Annotated in this window: 16 protein-coding genes and 3 pseudogenes; 10 read left to right on the top strand and 9 right to left on the bottom strand. The window is 62.0% G+C overall.

The window, feature by feature from the left end; translation table 11 throughout:
• Positions 1–9: 9 nt before the first annotated feature.
• The 4 genes from C7411_RS17185 to C7411_RS17170 form a co-directional block, all read right to left on the bottom strand.
• Positions 10–3,123, bottom strand: coding sequence for an efflux RND transporter permease subunit (locus tag C7411_RS17185; RefSeq protein WP_110385460.1), 3,114 nt, complete (start codon positions 3,121–3,123; stop codon positions 10–12).
• Entirely contained in the window at positions 3,120–4,334 is a 1,215-nt protein-coding gene (locus C7411_RS17180; RefSeq protein ID WP_110385459.1) for an efflux RND transporter periplasmic adaptor subunit, read from the bottom strand. Before C7411_RS17180 ends, C7411_RS17185 begins: the two co-directional genes overlap by 4 nt.
• Positions 4,331–5,746, bottom strand: a complete 1,416-nt coding sequence (locus C7411_RS17175) for an efflux transporter outer membrane subunit (protein ID WP_165822826.1) — start codon at positions 5,744–5,746, stop codon at positions 4,331–4,333. The genes C7411_RS17180 and C7411_RS17175 overlap by 4 nt, the downstream gene beginning before the upstream one ends.
• Positions 5,747–5,959: 213 nt before the next feature.
• Entirely contained in the window at positions 5,960–6,637 is a 678-nt protein-coding gene (locus C7411_RS17170) for a response regulator transcription factor (RefSeq protein ID WP_110385457.1), read from the bottom strand.
• A 176-nt stretch (positions 6,638–6,813) separates the two neighbouring features.
• On the opposite strand from C7411_RS17170, the gene C7411_RS17165 reads away from it, so the two are divergent.
• From C7411_RS17165 to C7411_RS17135, 7 genes are all read left to right on the top strand, one after another.
• Complete coding sequence (locus C7411_RS17165) at positions 6,814–7,497, top strand: response regulator transcription factor (protein WP_110385456.1); 684 nt, start codon at positions 6,814–6,816, stop codon at positions 7,495–7,497.
• Positions 7,498–7,552: 55 nt separating this feature from the next.
• Positions 7,553–8,860: a sensor histidine kinase gene (locus C7411_RS17160; RefSeq protein ID WP_243413193.1), complete on the top strand. Its 1,308-nt coding sequence runs from the start codon at positions 7,553–7,555 to the stop codon at positions 8,858–8,860.
• 379 nt (positions 8,861–9,239) lie between these two features.
• Entirely contained in the window at positions 9,240–9,437 is a 198-nt protein-coding gene (locus C7411_RS17155) for a hypothetical protein (RefSeq protein WP_110385454.1), read from the top strand.
• A gap of 139 nt (positions 9,438–9,576) precedes the next feature.
• Positions 9,577–10,278 (top strand): response regulator transcription factor, encoded by a 702-nt coding sequence (locus tag C7411_RS17150; protein ID WP_110385453.1) that lies wholly within the window; start codon positions 9,577–9,579, stop codon positions 10,276–10,278.
• Between the two features lie 220 nt (positions 10,279–10,498).
• Positions 10,499–13,768, top strand: a complete 3,270-nt coding sequence (locus C7411_RS17145; RefSeq protein ID WP_110385452.1) for an efflux RND transporter permease subunit — start codon at positions 10,499–10,501, stop codon at positions 13,766–13,768.
• Positions 13,758–14,954, top strand: coding sequence for an efflux RND transporter periplasmic adaptor subunit (locus tag C7411_RS17140; protein WP_110385451.1), 1,197 nt, complete (start codon positions 13,758–13,760; stop codon positions 14,952–14,954). Before C7411_RS17145 ends, C7411_RS17140 begins: the two co-directional genes overlap by 11 nt.
• Complete coding sequence (locus C7411_RS17135; protein WP_110385450.1) at positions 14,947–16,458, top strand: efflux transporter outer membrane subunit; 1,512 nt, start codon at positions 14,947–14,949, stop codon at positions 16,456–16,458. Before C7411_RS17140 ends, C7411_RS17135 begins: the two co-directional genes overlap by 8 nt.
• A gap of 136 nt (positions 16,459–16,594) precedes the next feature.
• On the opposite strand, the gene C7411_RS17130 is transcribed toward C7411_RS17135, so the two are convergent.
• The 4 genes from C7411_RS17130 to C7411_RS17115 form a co-directional block, all read right to left on the bottom strand.
• Positions 16,595–17,533, bottom strand: a complete 939-nt coding sequence (locus C7411_RS17130; protein WP_110385449.1) for a SphA family protein — start codon at positions 17,531–17,533, stop codon at positions 16,595–16,597.
• A gap of 922 nt (positions 17,534–18,455) precedes the next feature.
• Positions 18,456–19,187, bottom strand: coding sequence for a DUF6544 family protein (locus C7411_RS17125; protein WP_133253663.1), 732 nt, complete (start codon positions 19,185–19,187; stop codon positions 18,456–18,458).
• A 43-nt stretch (positions 19,188–19,230) separates the two neighbouring features.
• Entirely contained in the window at positions 19,231–20,223 is a 993-nt protein-coding gene (locus tag C7411_RS17120; protein WP_243413192.1) for an Acg family FMN-binding oxidoreductase, read from the bottom strand.
• 492 nt (positions 20,224–20,715) lie between these two features.
• A complete protein-coding gene (locus C7411_RS17115) occupies positions 20,716–20,997 on the bottom strand; it encodes a DUF4148 domain-containing protein (RefSeq protein WP_110385446.1) in 282 nt (93 codons plus the stop codon).
• Between the two features lie 361 nt (positions 20,998–21,358).
• Between C7411_RS17115 and C7411_RS38185 the strand changes: the two are divergent.
• The 3 pseudogenes from C7411_RS38185 to C7411_RS39125 all read left to right on the top strand — a co-directional run.
• Positions 21,359–21,568: pseudogene (locus C7411_RS38185) on the top strand (hypothetical protein); the annotation flags it as partial.
• Between the two features lie 51 nt (positions 21,569–21,619).
• A pseudogene (locus tag C7411_RS39130) lies at positions 21,620–21,712 on the top strand (hypothetical protein); the annotation flags it as partial.
• A 65-nt stretch (positions 21,713–21,777) separates the two neighbouring features.
• Positions 21,778–22,008 (top strand): annotated as a pseudogene (locus C7411_RS39125) (MBL fold metallo-hydrolase); the annotation flags it as partial.
• 524 nt (positions 22,009–22,532) lie between these two features.
• On the opposite strand, the gene C7411_RS17100 reads toward C7411_RS39125, so the two are convergent.
• Complete coding sequence (locus C7411_RS17100) at positions 22,533–23,474, bottom strand: helix-turn-helix domain-containing protein (protein WP_110385445.1); 942 nt, start codon at positions 23,472–23,474, stop codon at positions 22,533–22,535.
• Between the last annotated feature and the right edge of the window lie 241 nt (positions 23,475–23,715).

The following is a 23,715-nucleotide window of genomic DNA, read 5'->3' as shown; positions in this document are numbered from 1 at the left end:
GAGCGCCGCTCAACCTGTCGACTCACTCTCGAACATACTGTCTTTCTCGCGCTGTTTCCCCAGCCAGTGCGACAGACGATCGAACCACAGATGCACTACCGGCGTCGTGAAAAGCGTGAGCATCTGCGAAACGATCAAGCCGCCGACGATTGCAATGCCGAGCGGCACGCGCAATTCAGCGCCAGCGCCATGTCCTAGCGCGAGCGGCAGCGCGCCGAACAGCGCCGCAAGCGTAGTCATCATGATCGGCCGGAAGCGCAGCACGCATGCCTGCCGGATCGCTTCGCGCGGCGACAGGCCGTGTTCACGCTCAGCCACCAGAGCGAAGTCGATCATCATGATCGCGTTCTTCTTCACGATGCCAATTAACAGGATGATGCCGATCATCCCCATGATCGAGAGATCCTGGCCGCACAGCATCAGCGCGAGCAATGCACCCACGCCAGCCGAAGGTAGCGTCGAAATGATGGTGAGCGGATGAATCGCGCTCTCGTACAGGATGCCGAGTATCAGATAGACCACCACGAGCGCGGCAGCGATCAGATACGGTTCGCTCGCGAGCGACGCCTGGAATGCCTGCGCGGTACCCTGAAACGAACCCGTCAAACTATCGGGTTTGCCCGCCACGACCTCGGCCTCGTGAATCGCAGCCACCGCGCTACCGAGCGACTGCCCTGCCGCCAGATTGAACGAGATCGTCACGGCTGGGAACATGCCCTGGTGATTCACTGAAATCGGCGACACATTGTCTTCGAGCTTGGCCAGCGTGTTGAGCGGCACCAATTCGTTAGTCAATGGCGAGCGCACGTAGAGATGCGCGAGTGCATCAGTGGTCAACTGAAAACCCGGGCTGACCTCTTCGACGACGTGGTACTGGTTTAGCTGCGTGAACAGCGTTGCGATCTGCCGCTGGCCGAATGCGTCGTATAGTGTGTCGTCGATCGCTTGCGCCGTGATACCGAAGCGCGACGCCGTGCTGCGGTCGATCACGAGCGTCGCGCTCGTGGCGGCGGCTTGCTGGTCGGAAGTGACGTCGGCGAGTTCCGGCAACTTCGACAGCCGGTCGGTCAGCACGCCGGCCCAATGGTTCAGTTCGCTGATGTCCGGGTCTTGCAACGTGTACTGATACTGCGCGGCACTGATGCGGCCGCCCACCTGAATGTCCTGTCGCACCTGCATCGACACTGAAACGCCCATCACCTTCGCCAGCTTCGGCTTCAGGCGATTGAGCACCTGCGCGGCACCATCCTTGCGCTGATCGAATGGCTTCAGATTGATCATGACGCGCCCCTGGCTCACCGTCGGATTCGGGCCCATCCAGTAGTAGACGTTATCGACAGCCGGATCGGCCTCGATCAGGTTGCCCAGTTGCTGCAATTTGAGCGACATGGCGCGAGGCGAGATATCCGGTGCTGCCTGCGCAACCCCCATGATCAAACCAGAGTCTTCCTGAGGAAAGAAACCCTTCGGGATCACGACGAACAACGCGCCGGTCGCGACAATGGTGGCCACCGTCACACCCAGCATCAGCTTCTGATGATCCAGCACCCAATCAAGGCCGCGCTCGTAGCGCCGTTCCACCGCAGTAAAGCCCGCTTCGAGCCAAGCTTCGAGCTTGCGCATCCAGCCCGCGTCATCCGGTTCGGGTGCCCGGATCAGCCAGCCGCACAGCATCGGCGTCACTGTCAAGGATACCAGCGCCGACATCACGATTGCCGCGCTCACCGTAACCGCGAATTCACGAAACAGACGGCCGACAATGCCTCCCATCATCAGGATCGGAATGAACACGGCGATAAGCGAAATCGTCATCGAAATGATGGTGAAGCGAACTTCCATCGCGCCAAGCAGCGCGGCTTTCATTCTGGGCAGACCCTCCTCGATATGCCGCATCACGTTTTCGATCACGACGATCGCATCGTCCACGACGAAACCCACCGCAATCGTCAGGCCCATCAGCGACAGATTGTCGAGGCTATAACCAAGCAGATACATCACGCCGAATGTCGCCACCAATGAAAGTGGAATCGTCAGGCTCGGAATCACCGTCGCCCACAGATTGCGCAGGAACGAGAAGATGACCATGACCACCAGCGCAATCGTCAGCATCAGGGTGAACTGAACATCGTGCACCGACGCGTTGATGGTCTGCGTGCGATCGCCCACCACATGCAGATGCGCGGCCGCGGGCAGGATCGCTTCGAGCGCGGGTAGCTTCGCCGTGATGTTGGCGATCGTCTGCACGACGTTAAAGCCCGGCTGCTTGTGAATGTCGAGAATGATCGCACGTTCGTGCTGCAGCCATGCTGCCTGCTGGTTGTCCTCGGCGGCACTCAGGACGGTGCCGAGATCGGACAGTCGAATCGGCGCGCCGTTCTTGTATGCGACCACCAGATCGCGATACTGCGAGGCAGTCGTGATCTGGTCGGTCGCATTCAGGACGACCGAGCGATCCGGACCGTTCAGGCTGCCTTTCGGCGCATTCACCGTTTGCACGCCGACCATCGAGCGCACGTCCTCGAGCGTCAGGCCGCGTGCGGTGAGCTTGTCCGGATCGAGCTGGACGCGCACCGCTGGCCGCTGCTGGCCGTGGAAATCGACTAGACCGACCCCAGGCATCTGCGAGATCTGTTGCGCGAGATAGTCTTCCGCATAGCTGTCGAGTTGCGTGAGCGTCAGCGAAGGCGATGTCAGCGCCAATGACAACAACGTGAAGTCCGCTGGATTAACCTTCTGATAGGTCGGCGGGTTCGGTAGATTCTTCGGCAGATTGCCGCCGGCCGCGTTAATCGCGGTCTGCACATCCTGCGCCGCACCGTTGATGTCGCGCGACAGATCGAACTGCACGGCAATGCTGGTGTTGCCGAGCGAGCTGGACGACGTCATCTGTGTTACGCCGGCGATCAACGACAATTGCCGCTCAAGCGGCGTGGCCACCGAGGTCGCCATGGTCTCCGCGCTTGCGCCAGGCAACTTCGCGACGACCTGGATAGTCGGAAAGTCGACTTGCGGCAACGGCGCGACCGGCAGCAGAAAATACGCCACCGCGCCGACCAGCAACACCGCGATCGCCAGAAAGCCGGTTGCGATGCGCCGCTTGATAAACAATTCCATGAGGCTCATGACGGGTTGTCCTGGTTAGCCTCGCTGTCAGTTGAATTACTGTTGGCCGGTGCCTGCGCAGCCGTCGCCACCAAGGTCGCCGCCACATGCACGCCCGGGTTCAGTCGGCTTTGTCCGTCGAATACGACCAGATCTGTCGGCGCGACGCCACTGCGTATCTCCGTCATGCCGTCAACCGTGACACCGGTTTGCACTGGCCTCATCTGCGCCGCGCCGTGCGCGTTGATCACATACAGTTGCGTGCCGTTCTGCGTGTTCACGACCGCGCGGCTCGGCACGGCAAGACGCCGCATATCGGTACGCATCAGTACTCGTACATTCACCAGTTCGCCCGGCCAAAGCCTGCGATCCCTGTTGGTGAACGATGCCTTGAGTTTGATCTGGCCGGTCGTCGCATCGACCGTACTGTCGATAAACACGAGCGTGCCGTCTGCGAGCGCAGTATCGCCGGAGCGCGTGGTGACGCTCACCATCAGCGGCGCCTTCGCCTGATTGGCGAGCAAATCGGGCAGCACGTCCTGAGGCACGGAGAACAGCACGGTGATCGGCTCCATCTGCGTGACCGTGACAATGCCGGTCGTGTCAGCCGGATGCACGATCGCGCCAATGTCGGCTTCGCGTGCACCGACGCGACCGTTGAACGGCGCGCTCAGCGTCGTGAAGCTGAGTTGCAGGCGATCGTTCTGCACCAGCGCGGCATCCGCTGCAACTGTCGCGGCGAGTGCCTCGACTTGCGACTTTGCCGTATCGACCGCCTGGGTGGTCGCCGCGCCAACGCCCACCAGCTTTGAATAACGGGCGAAATCGAGCCGCGCGTTATCCAGTGACGCCTGGTCCTTGCGTTGCGCCGCTTCCGCCTGACGCAGTTGGGCGCTCAACGGCCCTTGATCGAGTTGCGCGAGCACCTGCCCGGCTTTCACGTCCTGCCCTTCCGTGAATGCAACGCGTTGAAGCTGGCCGTCGACGCGTACCTTGACGTCCACGGTATTGAGTGCCAGAACCGTGCCCACCGCCGCAATACGAATCGGAAAGTCGCGGCTCGCCGGATGACCGGCATTGACTGGCACGGCCGGCACCGGCTTGATGGACGGATGCCTCGGCCAGAACCACGCCACGAGAATCACCATGAGAACGGCAAATGATGCGGCCAGCGGCGCGCGGCTTTTACGCGCCCGCGGCGCCTCGTGGTTCGGAAGGTCTGCAGGTTTCATGAGCGGGAAGGCATAGAAGGGGGAGCCGGTCTGGTATCGCTATCGTCGGTGATGCCGAAGCCGCCACCGAACGCTCGAAACAGGCTGACCGACGCTTGCAGACGTGCAAGCCGCGCCTGCACCAGCGTGTCTTCAGACTGGTAAAGCGTGCGTTGAACGTCGAGTACCGTCAGAAAATCGACGGTGCCGAGCGCGTATTGGGCCTGGGCGAGCGTGGCGGCTTTGCGGGCGGCGTCGGCCGCGTCCTGATCGGCTGCTTCCGCGAGTTGCTGTTGCTGCGCCGCCGAGAGCGAATCCTCGACGTCCTGCAACGCGCTCACCACGGCCTGTCGGTAATCCGCCACGTCTTTCGTCTCGGCTGCCCGGCTTGCACGCAACTGGCCGCGCAGCGCCCCGCCGTCGAATATCGGTGCTGCCAGCGAAGCGGCGATGCTGGCGAACGGGCTGGACAGGAAATGCGACAGCGACTTGCTGCTCAGGCCGCCGTCGGCGGTCAATACGATGTTCGGTAGAAAAGCCGCGCGCGCTGCGCCGACGCTCTGATTCGCCGATTGCAGCTGCGCTTCCCTGGAGCGGATGTCGGGACGCGTTTCGAGCAGGCTCGCGGGCAGATTCGCTCTCGGCTGCGGAATGACGATGTCGGCGAACGGAACTTCCCGAACCGTGAACTGCTCGGGCGCTGTCCCGACGAGCACGGCAAGCGCGTGCATGCTGGTGTCGAGTTGCTGTTGCAGCGCTGGCACGGCGGCCTGGAATGTGGCGAGCGCATTGCGTTGTTGCTGCACCTGCAAGCCGGTAGCGACGCCCGCCACTTGTTGCGCGAGCAGCAATTGAAGAATTCGCGATGCGTCGTCGGAAATTGTGCGCGCGATCACGAGTCGGCGGCGCAGGCTCTGCACCTGAAAATACGTATCGGCAACCGATGCGCTCAGCGTCAAGGCAACCGTATCACGATCGAACTCAGACGCGCGCACAAGCAGCTCGGATGCGTTGGCGTTCGCGGCGTTGAAGCCCCAGAAGTCGACTTCGTAACTGGCCTCTGCGAAAAGGCTTTGGGTTTTCGTGGTCGAACCCCGCCCCTGGTGACTGCGATCGAAAGTGCCGCCAAGCGTCAGCAACGGATACTGCGGCGCGCCGGCTTTCTCCGCATTGCCGCGCGCCTGCTCGACAGTCGCAATGGCCGACGCCAGCGTGAAATTGTTGCGCAGGCTGCGCTCGACCAGCGCATCGAGCGCAGGGTCACGATACTCGCGCCACCATTCGCTCCTGACCGGCACCGTATCGGCCAGCGATGCCCGCGCTGCGCCGTCGAAAGTCTGTGGGAGCAGCGCAGTGGGCCGTTGATAAGCCGGCACGAGCGAACACCCGGCCAGTAACGCGACGGCCAGTGTGCACAGAGCAACACGCGCCACGGATGAATGCCGCATTCGACCCGCGACAGCACAAAAAAACGGCGCCGAACGGGGCAGCGCTGACATGGGAAAGCCTCTGGCAACAATGAATGTCGTCAGATTAGCCAACGGGTTCTGTCGGCGCTTTCGCCCAAATATTAAAAATATTTAATGCGCCTCGACACGAGGCAAGCATGATCCAATAGGGGACGGGGGAGCGACCTTGCGCACCGGTCAGGGCGCGGGATTGAGCACGTAGCCCGCACCCACCGCGGTGTGAATCAGCGCGACCGCAAAGTCGCGGTCGACCTTCATCCGCAGGCGATGCATGTGCATGTCGACAATATTGCCGCGCGGCTCGAAATCGTAATTCCACGCTGCTTCGAGCAGCATGCTGCGCGTCACGATCTGGCCCTCGCGACGCGCCAGACATTCGAGCAACAAGAATTCGCGATGCTGCAAGCGCAGATCGCGGCCGGCACGGCTCACCGTCCGCGCACGCGTATCGAGCACCAGATCCGCGCATTCGAGGCGATCGCTCATTCTGCTGCGATCTGCGCGCCGGGCCAGCGCTTCGATTCTCGCCAGCACTTCCACAAACGCGTAAGGCTTCACCACATAGTCGTCGCAACCCGCGCGAATCCCTTCCACACGTTCGTTCAGCCCGCCAACCGCCGACAGCATCAGCACCGGCGTCGTGTCGCCGCCGGCACGCAATTGCTGCACGAGTGCCATGCCATCGAGCGCCGGCAGGAGCCGGTCGGTCACAATCACGTCGTAAATGCCCTCGCGCGCATAGGCCAAGCCGGTCGCGCCATCGTCGACCGTATCGACAATGAGACCGCTCTCGCCAAGACCGCGCGCCAGGAACCGGCTGACCCGCGTATCGTCCTCGATCAGAAGGATTCGCATGCGTAATTCCGGACAAAGAGGGCTTACATTAAAATTTTTTCACACTTGTGCGAAACGCCTGTACAACGTCACGCGGCATACTTGCGGAAATCTCGCGTACGAGTGTAGTGTAAAACGGCCTGCCGGCGGCGGCGCCGTACGCGTTTATTGAGCTGGCTAACCAGGCTGGATGAGGCATGTCGAATGTATTGGTCGTCGAGGACGACGAGCAAACCCTGTCGGAAATCGTCGAGGCCCTTACCGATCATGGCTGCACGGTGCAAGTTGCAGGCACGGGTCGCGATGGCTTGATGCTCGCAGTCGCCACCACGTATGACGCGATCGTGCTCGATCGCATGTTGCCAGGCGGTCTCGAAGGGCTCGGAATGCTGACGGCATTGCGCAGCGCCGGGGTGCTCACGCCGGTACTGATTCTCAGCGCACTATCCGCGGTCGACGAACGCGTCCGCGGTTTGCGTGCCGGCGGCGACGATTACCTGACCAAGCCATTCGAATTCATCGAACTGACTGCTCGGCTCGATGCGCTGATGCGCCGACGCGAGGTCGCGCCAAAGGTGCAGGAGTACCACGTCGGGCCGCTGCGGCTCGACCCGCTCAAACGCGAAGTGACCTGTGGCGGCCGCCCGGTGCTCCTGCTGCCGCGCGAATATCGGTTACTCGAATATCTCATGCAGCACGAAGGCCAGGTAGTGAGCCGCACCATGCTATTCGAGGCAGTCTGGAATTACCAGCTAGACGAACGGACCAATGTGATCGACGTGCACATCAGCCGCCTGAGAAAAAAGCTTGACCCGGACGGGACGTCGCCGATGATCGATACCGTGCGCGGTTCGGGGTACATCCTGCATGCGCCTGACTGAACTGCACCACACCACTGGCTTTCGCCTCGCCACGCTGTTTCTGGCGTTGTTCGGTGTGATCGCGATTCTGCTCTTCGGCTACCTCTATCGCGAGATTACCGGCTTCGAACAGGAACGCATCGACGACTGGCTGATGCGGGAACACGCAGAACTGATACGCGAGGCCCCGGATGAACTGATCGCACGATTCCAGCATCAAGACCAGTTCGACCCGCGCCGACAGCGCCCGTTCGCGCTTTTCGACACTGGCGGGAAACACCTGGCCGGCGGATACCCCGGCGAGCAGCCAGCGATCCCCTATTTCGACGAGCCGTTTTCGATGCGCCTCGCGAATCTGCCGGGCCACCCGCCTGGACGATGCATCGCCGCGCGCCTGTCCGACGGCCGTATCGCCTTGCAATGCCAGAACACTCGAGAGCTCGACCACTTCGACGAAGAGCTGCTGCACGCGCTGCTTTCCACTGCCATGCTCACATTCGTGATCGGATTGATCGGCGCGAGCCTGATTGGCATCTCGGCGATGCGGCGGCTCGACGCGGTGACCGCATCCATCGAAGAAATCGTCGGTGGCAATCTCAGCCAGCGTTTGCCGGTGCACTCGAAACGGGACGACGTCGATCGACTGGTCAGCGTCGTGAATGGCATGCTCGACGAGATCGAGCGACTGATGCACGAGGTCAAGGGCGTGTGCGACGCAATTGCGCACGATCTGCGAACTCCGCTCACGCGGATGCTCGGCGCGCTGGAACGGGCACAGCGGCGCGCCAAAACCGAATCGGAGTATCGGTCTGCGATAGACGAAACCATCGTCGAGACTACCAGCGTCTTGCGCACCTTCAATGCGCTGCTGCGTATTTCAGAAATCGAAAGCGGCGTGCGGCGCAAAGGCTTTACGAATGTCGATCTGGCCGCTGTCGCCGACGACGTGTTCGAGTTCTACGAGCCGACCGGCGAGGACAAGCAGATCGTATTCGAAGTGCAGCGCACTGCCTCCGGCCTGCAGGAGATCCAGGGCGACCCGAATCTGCTGTTCGAGGCACTGGCGAATCTGGTGGAAAACGCCATCAAGTTCGCACCGCACGGCGGCACCGTGCGTATCGCGCTATGGCAGGATGCAAGAGGCGTTGGCGTGACGGTCAAGGACGATGGCCCAGGCATCGCCAAGGCCGAGCGCGACGCCGTCCTGCGCCGTTTCTATCGTGCAGAAGCCAGCCGCCATACGGTCGGCAATGGCTTGGGGCTCAGTCTTGTCGCCGCCGTGGCGGGCATACACGGCATGACGCTGGAGTTCAAGGATACGTGCGTCGGTTGCGAGATCAGTCTGTTCAAACCCGCGCACGGCCACCTTGTGGATAACAGATGAACGATCGTTGCCGGCGCATCACTATTCGAATACCCGAAAGTGGTCGGCAGCAACCGATGCCTACGGCGATAGCCGCCAGATCAAACTCTGCACGACAAATACAACCGGGAGTTGCGAATACTTCGTGAATGCAGCAGGTGCTGGTTCCAGCTCACAAAAAACGCCAATAATGAGCACCGGTATCCAATGGCCGAATTTAACGCCGGTAGCACCATGTCACTTCTCCATCGAGCCGACTGGGCTGCATCAAGATCGGGCCCAATCGGCTCCTAAGTAAATTTTCATCTTGGGCGAGCGGGAAATTAAAACGTTGATACCCGATTCAAGCCGACAATGACCTCCAGTCTCTGCACTGCGAGCAAGTAACACGCAAATACCGATGTCGATCGAACTCGTGAACGCCTTTGACGTAAACGGCGGCATGCAGCACGTTTCGATCATCTATTCGGGTCGCAACTATCTGACGATGAAAGTACGCAGCTTCATCGATTTCGCCGTCGTGCAGTTCCGCGCCCGTCACGGCCAGGACGCAGGCAAGACGCAGCCTGCGACCCTCGCGCTGCGCGCTGTCGCGTGACGCGCAGCGCGAGTGTGCGCCGTTTCATACGCACCTCTGTACGTCATTTCGTACGCGTTCCTGCATGCGCCCGCTTTGCGCGCATTTTCTTGCGCGCACACCCGGCCATGTTCCCCCCCGTCACGACGCCTGGAAAGCCATGCCCAGCATACTCACCATCGAAGACGACACCGCTACCGAAGCAGGCGTCGTCCCAGCGCTCGCCTCCGCCGGCTTCACCGTCGATGTCGCCCGCTCCGGCCGCGAGGGCATCGCCATGGTGATGGCGGGCGACTACGACGTGGTCGCGCTCGAACGGCGCCTGCCCGATATCGACGGACTCACCGTCGTCACCGCCATGCGCGGCGTGGGCATCGAAACGCCCGTGCTCGTGGTGAGCTCCACGACGAGCGTGGAAGAACGCATCGAGGGCCTGCGCGCCGGTTGCGACGATTATCTCGCGCGCCCCTTTTCGATCGACGAAATGTCGGCGCGTCTCGAAGTGCTCGTGCGCCGACGCATGCGCCCCGCCACGACGGAAACCTCCTTGCGCGTGGGTCCGCCCGAACTCGATCTCGTCAAACGCAAGCTCATCCGCCGCGACAAGGACCTGCGTCTGAGTCCCACGGAACTGCGCCTGCTCGAATTCATGATGCGCCACGCGGGCCAGGTCCTCACGCGCACGATGATCTTCGAGGGCGTCTGGGGCGGGAACTACGACCCCGCTACCAACCTGGTAGATGTCCACATCGGGCGCCTGCGCAATCGCGTGGACATCCCGGGCGAGCCGTCCTTCATTCGCACGATCCGCGGCTCTGGCTATCTTCTCCCCGAAGAAGGAATGCCAAACGATCGTGAATGAATGCGTTTCTTTGCGATTGACCCGCAGTTACGTACCCGTGTTCGTCGCCCGTTAAAGTTTTTTAATTTTCCGGATGACCTGACGTCATACCGCACCGCACAAAATGCTGGCTCGGTTCGTCAAAGGCTCCCCACTCCCTGCACCCTTCCATGCACAGCATCCGTGCACGCGAGTGCCTGGCGGGGAGCCGGCACGGATGTTCTGAACGGAGCCCCTTCTGATGCTGAAAATCGTCCGGCTGGCCCTGAATCGGCCGTACACGTTCATCGTGCTGGCCCTGCTGATCCTGATCGCTGGCCCGCTCGCTGCGTTACGCACGCCAACCGATATCTTTCCGGATATCCGCATCCCCGTGATCAGCGTGGTGTGGAACTACGCCGGTCTGCAACCCGACGACATGTCGGGCCGTATCGTCACCTACTACGAGCGCACGCTCGGCACGACCGTCAACGACGTCGCGCACATCGAATCGCAGTCGTTCCGCGGCTACGGCATCGTGAAGATCTTCTTCCAGCCCTCGGTGGATGTGCGCACTGCGACAGCTCAGGTAACCTCGATCTCGCAGACCGTGCTCAAGCAAATGCCGCCCGGCACCACGCCGCCGCAGATCCTGAACTACAACGCGTCCACGGTACCGGTGCTGCAGCTTGCGCTCACGAGCAACACGCTCAACGAGCAGCAGCTCGGCGACTATGCGACCAACTTCATCCGGCCACAGTTGCTCTCCGTGCCCGGCGTGGCGATTCCCACGCCGTACGGCGGAAAGGTGCGCGAGGTCCAGATCGACCTCGACCCGCAGGCGTTGCAGGCGAAAAAGCTCTCCGCGCAGGACGTGGCGAATGCACTCGCGCAACAGAACCAGATCATTCCGGCGGGCACGCAGAAGATCGGCCGCTTCGAATACAACGTGCGCCTGAACAACAGCCCGCTCACGATCGACGCAATCAACAGCCTGCCGATCAAGACCGTGGACGGCGCCGTGATCTACATGCGCGACGTGGCGCACGTGCGCGACGGTTACCCGCCACAAGGCAACATTGTGCGCGTGGACGGCCATCGCGCGGTGCTCATGTCGATCCTCAAGAATGGCTCGGCATCCACGCTCGACATCATCGCGGGGGTGAAGGCGAAGCTGCCGCTCGTGGAACAATCGCTGCCGCCCAGTCTCAAGCTCGTGCCGCTCTCCGACCAGTCCGTGTTCGTGAAGGGCGCCGTGAGCGGCGTGGCGCGCGAAGGCATCATCGCCGCCGCGCTCACCTCGGCCATGATCCTGCTGTTCCTCGGCAGCTGGCGCTCGACCCTCATCATCGCGGCGTCGATTCCGCTTGCCGTGCTCGCGGCCATCGCTGCGCTCGCAGCCTGTGGTGAAACATTGAACGTGATGACGCTCGGCGGCCTCGCGCTCGCGGTGGGTATTCTCGTCGACGATGCCACCGTAACCATCGAGAACATCAACTGGCACCTGGAGCAAGGCAAGGACGTGCGCAGCGCGATTCTCGACGGCGCGGCGCAGATCGTCATGCCCGCGCTGGTTTCGCTGCTGTGTATCTGTATCGTTTTCGTGCCGATGCTGCTGCTCGACGGCATCGCGCGCTACCTGTTCGTGCCGATGGCCGAATCCGTGATCTTTGCGATGGTCGCCTCGTTCATTCTCTCGCGCACCTTTGTGCCGATGATGGCGCGCTACCTGCTCAAACCGCACGCCCCACAGGGTCACGTCCCGCGTGAAAGTGCCGACGCGACGGCGTCGCATGGCGCACCCGATCACGTCGTGCCCTCGCGCAATCCGCTGGTGCGTTTCCAGCGCGGCTTCGAGCGACGCTTCGAACGCGTGCGCGCCGGCTATCGCAGCGTGCTCACTCTCGCGCTCACGCATCGCAGGCCGTTCATCGTGGGCTTTCTCACGATCGTGATGCTGTCGTTCGCGCTGGTGCCCTTCCTCGGCCGCAACTTCTTCCCGAACATCGATTCGGGCGAAATCGAAATTCACGTGCGCGCGCCGATCGGCACGCGTGTGGAAGAAACCGCTGCGCTGTTCGATCACATCGAAGACACCGTGCGCGAGGCGATTCCCGCCGACCAGCTCACGAGCATCATCGACAACATCGGCCTGCCCAACAGCGGTATCAACCTCACGTACAACAACAGCGGCACGATCGGGCCGCAGGACGGCGACATCATGATCTCGCTGTCGAAGGACCACGCGCCCACCGCGCAATACGTCAAGGCGCTGCGCACGCAGTTGCCGCGCCTGTTCCCCGGCACGACGTTCTCGTTCCTGCCCGCCGACATCGTGAGCCAGATCCTGAACTTCGGCGCGCCCGCGCCCGTCGACGTACAGGTGAACGGCCCGAACATGCAAGCGAACAAGCAGTACGCCAACGAACTGCTGCGCCTCATCGCGAAAATACCAGGCGTCGCCGACCCACGTATCCAGCAGGCTTCGACCTATCCGCAGCTCACCGTGGCCGTCGACCGCTCGCGCGCCGACGAACTCGGCATCACCGAACAGGACGTGACGAACTCCGTGGTCGCGAGCCTCTCGGGCACAAGCCAGGTGTCACCGACTTACTGGCTTAATCCCGAGAACGGCGTGTCCTACCCGATCGTCGCGCAGACGCCGCAGTACCGCATGACCACGCTCTCGGACCTGCAGAACCTGCCCGTCACCGGCAAGAGCGGCAGCTCGCAGATTCTCGGCGGCATCGCCACCATCACGCGCAGCATTGCCGACGCCGTGGTCTCGCACTACAACATCGAGCCGCTCTACGACATATTCGCAACCACCCAGGGCACCGATCTGGGCGCCGTGGCCTCGCAGATCCAGCAGGTCATCAAGGCCACCGCAAAAGACCTCCCGAAGGGCTCGACCGTGACGATGCGCGGCCAGGTGCAGACCATGAACAGCGCATTCACGGGCCTGCTGCTCGGTCTCGCGGGCGCGGTGGCACTGATCTATCTGCTGATCGTCGTGAACTTCCATTCGTGGGCCGACGCGTTCGTGATCGTCTGCGCGCTTCCCGCCGCGCTCGCAGGCATCGTCTGGATGCTGTTCACCACGCACACACCACTGTCCGTGCCGGCGCTCACGGGCGCGATTCTCTGTATGGGCGTGGCCACCGCGAATGCAATTCTCGTCATCTCCTTTGCACGGGAGCGACTCGCCGTCACGGGCGACGCGCTGCACGCCGCACTCGAGGCGGGCTTCACGCGTTTCCGCCCGGTGCTGATGACCGCGCTCGCGATGATCATCGGCATGGCGCCGATGGCGCTCGGTCTCGGCGACGGCGGCGAACAGAACGCCCCGCTCGGCCGCGCCGTGATCGGCGGCCTGATCTGCGCGACCTGCGCGACGCTGCTCTTCGTGCCCGTGGTGTTCAGCCTCGTGCACCGCAATGACAAGCGCGATGACGACACGGAAAACGACATCGCCGACGCACCCCACCATTCGGAACAACTTGCCCTCGAGGGAGAATCCCATGTCCACTGAAGTCGACATCGCCTCGCCGCAACCGCTGCGCCATCTGAAGACCGTCGCCGCCGTGGCATTGATGGTCGCCGCCGGGATCGTCTCCGGCGGTCTGTTCAGCCGCGTGCACGCGCATCAGGAACTCACGTCCTGGACCGACGCCCAGTCGGTGCCCACGGTCGCGACCGTGCTGCCCGAACCGAGCCCCGCCTCGCAGATGCTGGTGCTGCCCGGCCATCTGGCGGCCTACATCAACGCGCCGATCTACGCGCGCGTCTCGGGGTATCTGCATGCGTGGTACGCCGATATCGGCACGCACGTGAAGGCCGGGCAACTGCTCGGCGTGATCGACACGCCCGATCTCGACCAGCAATTGCAGCAGGCCCGCGCCGATCTGCAGAACTCGATCGCGAACGAAAAGCTCGCGGCCACCACGGCCAGGCGCTGGACCGAAATGCTCAAGCAGGATTCGGTCTCGCAGCAGGAAGCCGATGAAAAGACCTCGGACCTGATCGCCAAGCAGGCGACCGTGGAAGCGAATCAGGCCAATGTGCGCCGTCTCGAAGCGCTCGAATCGTTCAAGCGTTTGACGGCGCCGTTCGACGGCGTGGTCACCGCGCGCAAGACCGATGTGGGCGCGCTGATCGACTCGGGCAGCGGCAGCGGTCCGGAACTCTTCACGGTCTCGGATGCGGGCACGCTGCGCGTCTACGTGAGCGTGCCGCAGAGCGACGCGGCGTCGATCCAGCCCGGCATGCACGCGACGCTCACCGTGCCCGAGCGCCCCGGCATGACGTTCGACGCCAGGCTCGTGGACACCGACCAGTCGATCTCGCCCGCCTCGGGCACGATGCTCGTGCAGCTCGCCGTAGACAACAAGCAGGGCCTGCTGTTCCCCGGCGAGTACACGGAAGTGTACCTCGCGATGCACGGCGATGCGAACGCGCTCTTCGTGCCTGCGAGCGCGCTGATCTTCCGCGCGCAGGGCATGCAGGTGGCCGTGGCCGGGCCCGATCACAAGGTGCAGCTACGCGATGTGACCATCGGCACCGATCTCGGCACTCGTGTGGAAATCACCGCCGGTCTGAAGGCGGGCGAGCGCGTGATCGACAATCCGCCCGACTCGCTCGCGAATGGCGACGTCGTGCGGCTTGCTGCAACGATGCCGTCAAACTTCCCTCAAGGTTCGGAGCGCGCACATGGCTAAGCCGTTTGCCCTTCGCCCCTTCCGGGGCTCGCTTCATCCCCTTCATTTGCGCCTCGTATCGTTTGCAACCGCCGCCGCGCTCAGCGCGTGCTCGTTCGCACCCGCCTATCATGCGCCCGCTGCTGCCATTCCCACGCATTTCAAGGAAACCGGCGAATGGCAAACAGCGCGCCCTGCCGACCAGCTGCCGCGCGACGGCTGGTGGCGCCTGTTCAACGATCCGGTCCTGAACCAGCTCGAGCCACAGGTTGCGAAGGCCAATCCGGACGTCGCCGCCGCGCTCGCGCGCCATGACGAAGCCGATGCGCTCGTCGCCCAGGCGCGCGCAGCGCTGCTGCCGACCATTGGCGCCGAGGCAGACATCTCACGCGTGCGCCAGTCGGCGTTGCGCCCGCTACGCGGCACCGACCAACCGAACGTGTACAACTCGAACACGCTCGACGTGGGCATCGGCTACGACCTTGATCTCTGGGGCAAGGTACGCAACGAGGTGAAGGCCGGCGAAGCGCAGAGCGAGGCAAGCGAGGCCGATCTTGCCTCCCTGCAACTGAGCCTGCAGGCGAACCTCGCCACAAACTGGTTTGATCTGCTCGGGCTCGACCAGCAGTCGAAGCTGCTCGACGACACGATCGCCGCCTACCGTCACGCGCTGGAACTGACCGAGAGCCGCCATCGTGGCGGCATCGCGTCCGATCTGGACGTGTCGCGCGCGCAGAACCAGTTGGCCGCCGCCCAGGCTGCCGCCGACGACGTGAGCGCGCGCCGCGCGCTCTACGAGCATGCCATCGCCACGCTCATCGGCGTGCCCGCCTCACAGTTCAATGTCGCGCCGGACACGGCCCGCCCGTATCTGCCGAACGTGCCGGCGGGATTACCCTCGTCGCTGCTCCAGCGGCGGCCTGACATTGCCGCCGCCGAACGCCGCGTGGCAGCGTCCAATGCAGAAATTGGCGTGGCGAAAGCCGCCTTCTTCCCGGACCTCTCACTGAGCCTGGACGGTGGCTTCCAGAGCGATACGTTCAACCCATGGCTCGTCGCGCCCAACGAAATGTGGTCGATCGGCCCGACGCTCATGCAAACGATATTCGACGGCGGCCTGCGCTCGGCAGTCGTCCATGAATCGCGCGCGAAGCTCGCCGAGAACGGCGCCGACTACAAGGCGATCGTGCTCAACGCGTTCCAGCAGGTGGAGGATAACCTGGCGCTGCTGCATCACCTCGGTGACGAGGCGCAGCGCGAAGACGACGCACTCACCGCAGCACAGCGCACGCTCACACTTTCGATGTCGCAGTATCGCGATGGCGTGGTGAGTTATCTGGACGTGGTAACGGCGCAGACTACCGAGCTGTCCACGCAGATCACTTCGCTCGAGCTGGATACGCGGCGGCTGGACGCGACTGTGGGCTTGATTCAGGCGATTGGCGGCGGCTGGACCGTTTCGCAGCCGCATTCCTCTTCGGCGGCACAACGGCACGACGCACAGACACCGAACGCGACCTCGTGACGGACGCAGCGCACACGTCGAACCCGGCTCACCAACCATCAGATTGAAAAGGTACACAGAACTGCCAGCCCAGATTGTTTCCCCCAGGGCAGACGCTCGCGGCTACCGGGGGTCGCCTTGTGGGTCAGCCAACCATCTAGATCAGCGGGAAAATAAACCGGACGTTGACGATGTTCCCCCCCAGATAGTTACGTGTGTGGATGCTCGCCGTATAGTTGAGCAGCACGTTGACGCCACCAAACTGGTACGCCACGAGTGGCCCGGCTCCATAAGCCTCGATACGGCATCCGCCTCTTGACATGCATCCCGCCTCATACGCGCCGGGTCCGGAATCGCTGGTGATCTGGTTGATGGAATACGCGGCCACTCCGAACGTCCATTTCCCGATCGTCTTCGTCACGGTATACGTACCCGACAGCTGCTGGCCGGAGGTGTATTGGGTCTTGCCATTCCTGAAGTTGTACGCGTACTGAAGGCCTGCGCTGATGTTCCAGCCATCATGAAGCCAGCTGATACCGATATCGGGTTCAAGACTCCAGAATCCATTGCCTGACGGCGCGCCTCCACCAGACGGCGGACGGCCAGGCGCGGACGACGCATCGTCGACAGATACAATCAGGTCCGTTCGCAGGTGCAGATCGTGCGGCAACTGCCAGGCAATCATGAGGGGGGCGATAGCCGTATTGAACGTCCCCCAGTGCCCGTTATCCGATAACGCGGCCGCGCCGGGAACCTTGACATTGGTATAGTCGAACGGAAAAGCTGCCGCCGCCGCGTAGCTTCCTCCCAGGACCTTGTTGCCCGGCACCCATAACAGCATCGGCACCTGGATCAGCGCGTCGACGCTTTCCACTGTCGACTTCGAGGAATTGTCATAGACCCTGAACGAAGCCCAATAGCTGTCGTAAATTCCATATAACCCCGTCGGCGGCAGAGCGCCAGCTACAAGCCCCGCGTTGATCGCTGGCAAGGTGTTTGCCCATAGTTCCGCAGCGCGGCTTTGCTGCACTGCCAGGGCCGCACATGCCACGCCAAGGTAAATCCACAAGCGTATAAAGCGTACTGATCGTCCCATCCTGTCGTCTCCGTTTATCTTGTTCTCTGGAAAGCGCGTCCAATTCCGCGAGCAGTCCGAATTGCTTTCCGCATTTCAGGCGTTCGTGAACAGCGCGACAACAGGATCGCCCCGACCTGTTGACGGGTCATGCAGATGCCAGCACTTTTTGTTGCCCAGGCGTGCAGCCAGGCGGCCCGATGGGAGCCTCTGGTGCGCGAGCGGGAGCAGGTGAAGGCGTGTCTCTGCTGGAAGACCCTTCGCAGATTGCGGTCTATCAGCGATAACGGGGATTCAAAATGGAGGCTACGAAGTCAGTCCGTCGAGCCTTGACGGAGATCTGGGATTTCCCCTGGCGAGGCGTCCAAACCAAAGTGCGCGAGCCAGCGAACGGGGAAAGCGATGTATAGCGTTGCATCGGTGAACAGGATGGCCAAATGCCCGAGGCCTGACCCGTTTCGTACGGGCTACCAGATTCACCGGAAAACCCGAACTTCCTCAATTGGTTGCAGCCTCTGTCGAAAAGTTATTCACAGCCTTGTGAACAAAAACCGTGAATAACCTGGGCGTCGCAATTCGTCCCGTCACACTCGTGCACTGCCATCTTCCAGACGCCCTTTTTCCTGCCCTTCCTGCCCTCTGCCGCGTACCGTAGCTTAGAGCGGGACGGCACCATGGGCGAGGGACCGTGTTGCTCGCACCATGCCTCGCCATTTTCCTTGCCAGTGGCGCCGGTATGGGCCTGACGATCGCGCTCGCGATCATGCAGGCCCATACCGGTTCGATCCACGGCGGTGGTGGCGCATGCGTCGGGCTGCGGTTGGGCGGAGACGATTGATTCGAATAAGGAGTCACAAAGCCTGTATTGCAAACGACGGGCTGGTGCCCCAGGCGAGGCGATACTTCGAGGGCGGGCGACATGGCCGCGCAGAGCCCCGGCAAATCAGGATGCCTGCGGGCGCACGCCGTTCTCCTCAGAATATGCGACCCACTCCACGAGCTGCCCCTCCCAGCAAACGACGGGCTGACCGTCGATCTCCCAACCAACGGCAGCCCGGAACGGGAGCCAGTAACCGGCATGCCGACGATAGTCGAAGACGCGGCCAAACCAGCAAGCCGGGCGAAAACCACCGGCGACAAACATCGGTCGATCTGCCGCTTTGACGACGGCGATCCGACCGTTCTCATCGAGGGCAAACGTGACCGTCGCTGGCGGACCAGACGTTCTGCACGACACGGCGAGGAACCGGTCGCCGGAGACGTCCCACTGAAGCTGACGGTTGCGCAGGATCGCATCCGGCGCCCAGACAATTTCCGCCAGATATCGCATCATCTCGCTTCGATCAAGGGCCGCGCAGGTTGGCGCTCGCATGACAGGCAGACAGCCGAGCGCCGTCACGGTAAGCCGCCCCGTTCCATGGTCGAGCGCATCTTCGATGCGCACGAGACCGAACAGACCCGTGCGCGCAATCCACGAAAAACGGCATTCGTCCGACGCGATGGTCTGACTGGCACGGTATTGTGTCCACGACGCGTTCGCGCCGCTTCGCAACCGACCGATTTGCGACAGGCGCACGGTTGGTGCGCCGCCGGTCGACTCGCATCCGAGCCGCTCCGCCAATGCGCGGACGGGTTCCGGAAGCATTTCAACTGCAGACGAATTGAGCAGGTTCACGATTCCGTTATTTCCTGTCCGCCGACGCGTTGCGGACTGTAATCTAGACGACAACCGTCTCGAGCGAACGGCGCGGCGCATAAGGCATCGTGGGACCATACCCGAAGCGCAGAACGAGATCCGGCCGCTTTCCCGTCTCGCCGACCAGATTTGCCAAATTCGCCCGTTGCGGCGCGACTTCGACAGGTTGGTTGATGAAGGCGCATTTGAGCCCGAGACACGTGGCCGTGAGCAAGAAGCGCTGACAGGCGCGCCCCACCGTTATCCAATGCGCGCGATCCGCTCGTTCGCCGACAAAAACCGCGATCCCAGACGAAGAATCGATCTGCCGAAAAAGCTTGTCGTTCTCGCTTTGCGCCGTGAAAAACAGGTCGAAGGCACGCTGCCCGAGCCAATCGGGCATGACAGGATTGCCCGTGCTGGCGGAGAAAAGACCGTCTCCGAGTGTCATCGCCGTACGCGGATTGAAGCGCAGCCACCTTTTCAGTTCCGCGACAAAGGCCGGATCGGCCAGCTGGACGCTGTTGCACGCAATTGCGAGATCGCGCATCCGGCCGATCTGCAACCGGTCGGTCAGCACGATCAGCCGCACGCCTGGTAGTTTGCCGGCCTCAATCAGCGCGTCGAGATCCCGGTTCGGCACGGACTTCCCGTCGTATCGGGCACGTGTCGATTGCCGCCTCGGAATGGCGTCAAACAGCGGGTGGGCTCGCGCAGCGCCCGCACCGAACCAGAACCGAAGGCCATCCTTGGGATCGAAGTCGGCCTCACTGGATCGGCCCGTCGCGGCAGCGGCAATCGCCAGTTTCTCTGCCGCACATCCCAGACTGACGAACAAGTGATGATCGTCCGGATCGACAACCGGCGTTCGGCGCCCAAAGTCGGGCAGCAGCCGCATTTCATCGGTGCCGGCATGGAAACGCCAGGGTTGAGTGTTATGGCCATTGGCAGCCAGGGTCGCATAGTGGACGAGATTGGCAAAGACGGGAGCTGGCGCGGTACGTAGAGCTGACGAGTAGCTTTCGTATTCCACCATCGAGCCTGATTCGTGTCTCCACGCAAGCGCGCCAACAGCGGCCGTCGCAAACATGCCACCGCCCGCTACCAGCGCCCGCCTTCGTGTCAGCTTACCCATCCGACTATGCCCCCAATACGCGTCCATACTATTGAAGTCTGTCAGGAGCGAATTGACTTCGCGCAATGTTCTGCAGCGCTCGATGGAGCGTGTCGGCGCATCGACACCCCGATGAGAAATATCGACAAGCTAACGGGCACTTCGAAGACCCCGGTACACCCGATCCGATAATTGCGCTCATCCGCACACAGGACCGAACACTGACGCCGCACGCTGTCCGGAAAACCGGAGCGGTTCAACGCGGAGCCCGAATGGTGGAGGTATTCGTACAAAATCCGGCCCGCTTCCGGGCGTGATCCCGCAAGCGCGCTGGTCAAGCAAGGGCACGCCACCGCTGTGCCTTCGGGGAAACTCGCATGACCGGACCGGACGAAGTTGGCCAGTTTCCTGCCGTTATCGCTGGGTCGGCACAGTTACCGGCGCGCCGGAGGCAGATGAGCCATCGGCGCCCCCACCGACCGCGCTGTCTTGCGCTGCGACCTTCGCCTCCGCAGCCTGGATGGCCTCAGGGTAACGTGTATTGTCGCTGTCCCCTGGGCGATAACCTGCCTTTTCAAGTTGCACCAGTTCAGCACGAACCTGCGCGCGAGTAAGCGGTGCCTGCGATTGGGCAAACGAAGCAACCGGGGCAACAAGGGCGACAGCGACTGCAACGGCCTGGATAACGGACTTCATGATTGCGACCTCCTGGAACTTTGGTGTTCGGCGCGACAACTTGTCTGCGACCGTTGAGTAAATCTTAGGCGTCGCTCAGCCTCGGGTTAACCAATATCTCGCTAAGACACTTTTCCAGGCGTGGGAGGAATTGCAGCGCTCACCCAGGCGATATCCTGAATCTGTCACGGCCAGGAAGTCTGGTGTGCTGGCCGGGTGAGGAGGCTGTATCGCAATAAGTGGTTGCGATGGCTGCAGCGAAGACGCATGGGATTCCTCGCTTACCTAACGAATAGAATTGCGTGGCAAACGAAACACGATAGCCGTCCGGTTCCAGGAGACCAGATCCAGATAGACACGATGACGATCAGGCGAGGCATCCATCAGTACGCGGCGATCGACTGCTTACGCTCTGGCGTGCTGGCGCTACCGACTTGAAAAACTCCCCGCCCTCATTGCGGTGACTGGCTATCACACGTCGCAGCGCTTCAAGTCGGTAAGCGACGGCTGCCCGGTCTACCTGGCCGTCCACACGATTGATGGTCTCGATATCCTTACGGACGACGAATATCGCCAGAACGGCGGCGACAATTCTTAGTCCCTAGCTTCAAGTGCAACACCTTGAATCAAGTAAGGTGTTGCGCTGGAGAAGTTTCCGGCACTCCGTTGGCTTGCAAAACTGCCAGGGCAAACCAACCTATCGCTTGCCGGTGTCGAACCAGCCAAGATCGACTCGATCCTGCTCACACACGCCCATTCCGACCATGTTGAAGAACTGGTCGACACAGCCGGACGAATTGCCTGCTCGCATGGGGAGATATCGTTCATTTTCCTTATATCCAGGTTCAACGGCCCGACGTATCGATTGCATTCGACCAAGACCCTTCCCCCGCAACCGCCACACGATCGCGGCTTTTGGACCTGGTCAGTTCGGAGGGTCTTTTGATCGCCGGTATGCATTTGGGGAAACGCGGCTTCGCGCGAATAGAGCGAACGAGCTCGAACTACGGCCTGCCCTACGAGACCGAAGCATGTGACCGCGAACAGAAGCAACTATGTCAGGCCGGAACTCTGCACTGGAGTCACTACGAACACTGCGATGCCGTGACAACAGCGTTAGCTGCATCGTGCCTGTGAGGCACATTCCCACGGCACTAACAGAGCGGCCGCCTGGACTGGCGAAGGAGCATTTCTTTGTCGGTCGGATGGCCGCTTGCAGGAGGCGAAGCCGGTGCGTGAGCGTCCGACCGAAGACGCACGTGAACGGCGGCTCATGGGCCGCAGATGACCGTTCGTCGACACCTCGGTAGACGTTTGCATGCCGCTGACTTTGCTCTGCCGCGCAATGACGATTCAACAACGAAACACGGATACCCGATTAATCTTGAGCGGAGTGGAAATCCATCCTTTGGAAAGGTATACCCGTCGAGGATGCAGTCAGGTGATTGAATGCACACCGGTGCTTCACGCGCCTGTCGCGCACTCATGCCGGCCGGGCCGCACACCACTCCTGACGGTTGCTCACAGGGAAACCGCGATGCGCGTGCCCTCGCCGCTTATTCACGAGTCGCCTTGTAGGCGCTGGGCGAGACACCAAAAGTGGATTTGAACAGGCGGCTGAAATGCGCCGAATCACTAAAGCCCCAATGGTAGGCAATCTCGGCCACCGTCCGCGCGCGCCGTCCATCGGCCAGTTCGGCGCGGCAGCGCTCGAGGCGCCGCTGCCGGATCCACCCGGCGACGGTCATGCCACGCTCATTGAACAGGAGATACAGGTAGCGCAGTGAGATGCCGTTATCCTCAGCGATCGCCTGAGGCGTCAGGCCCGTGTCCTCGAGCCGTGCTTCAATGTACCGCAAGATCCGGTCCGTGAGGCGACTGCGCGGCGACTGACCCGACGGCGAACGATAGGCCCGAAACGCAGCCCCCAGCAACTCCAGCGTCACGTCCACGATATCCGACGCACCGCGGCCCGGCTGGTCGACAACCTCTCGCGCCAGCGCCGTCAGGTACGCGCTCAAGAGCGTGGCGAAGTGATGACCGGCGAGTAGATGCAGCCCCTCGTAAGAAGTCGCGTGGTGCAGCACGCTTTCGAAGCGAGAGACCGGAATGATCATGCAGAGCTTCTGGAAGCGGGCGGGCATCTCAAAACGCGCAGGTCGCCCACTCAACCATACACAAACCTCACCAGGCTGAATCAATGTCTTCCGGTCACCGGTATCACAAACCGTGGTACCGGTGCGCTGTAGCAGAACACCGACATAGTCCTCACCGTCGCACGATATATCGACTTGTCCACGCTCGCCCACAAACGGGTCACCCGAAAGCTCAATGAGCCGGACACCGCCGTCCAGTCGTCCCGGCCGTATGTCTGCGGTCAGTGCTCTGCCAGCGGGGGCTGAGCGCACCCGCCAACTCACAAGGTTCGCGCGAAGGGAATCCTCAATCGCGTCTGCACCGCATTGCAACCGGGCGCCATGATCTTCCAGCGTGTCCATCTCGTCTCCGTCCCAACATCCGCGTCCGCCCGCTGCCCGTGCCGCAGCGGCCGACCCGGTTCGGCTCCTGATCCCGGTCTCTGTCGAAACGACCCGGTTTACGTGACGCTACCCCCCGACCTGTGCCTTGACAATCCCGGTTTTCTCTCTATAGACTATTTTTGAACATTGGATACACTGTTCATTAAAGACTATTCCGGGCCTGCTGGCATCAATGACTGGCGAGGAAAAAAACGCACAT

This window comes from Paraburkholderia silvatlantica (assembly GCF_003096715.1).
Taxonomy (GTDB): Bacteria; Pseudomonadota; Gammaproteobacteria; order Burkholderiales; family Burkholderiaceae; genus Paraburkholderia; species Paraburkholderia silvatlantica.
The sequence above is the reverse complement of the archived record's forward strand: the minus strand, read 5'-3'. Positions and strand labels throughout refer to the sequence as shown.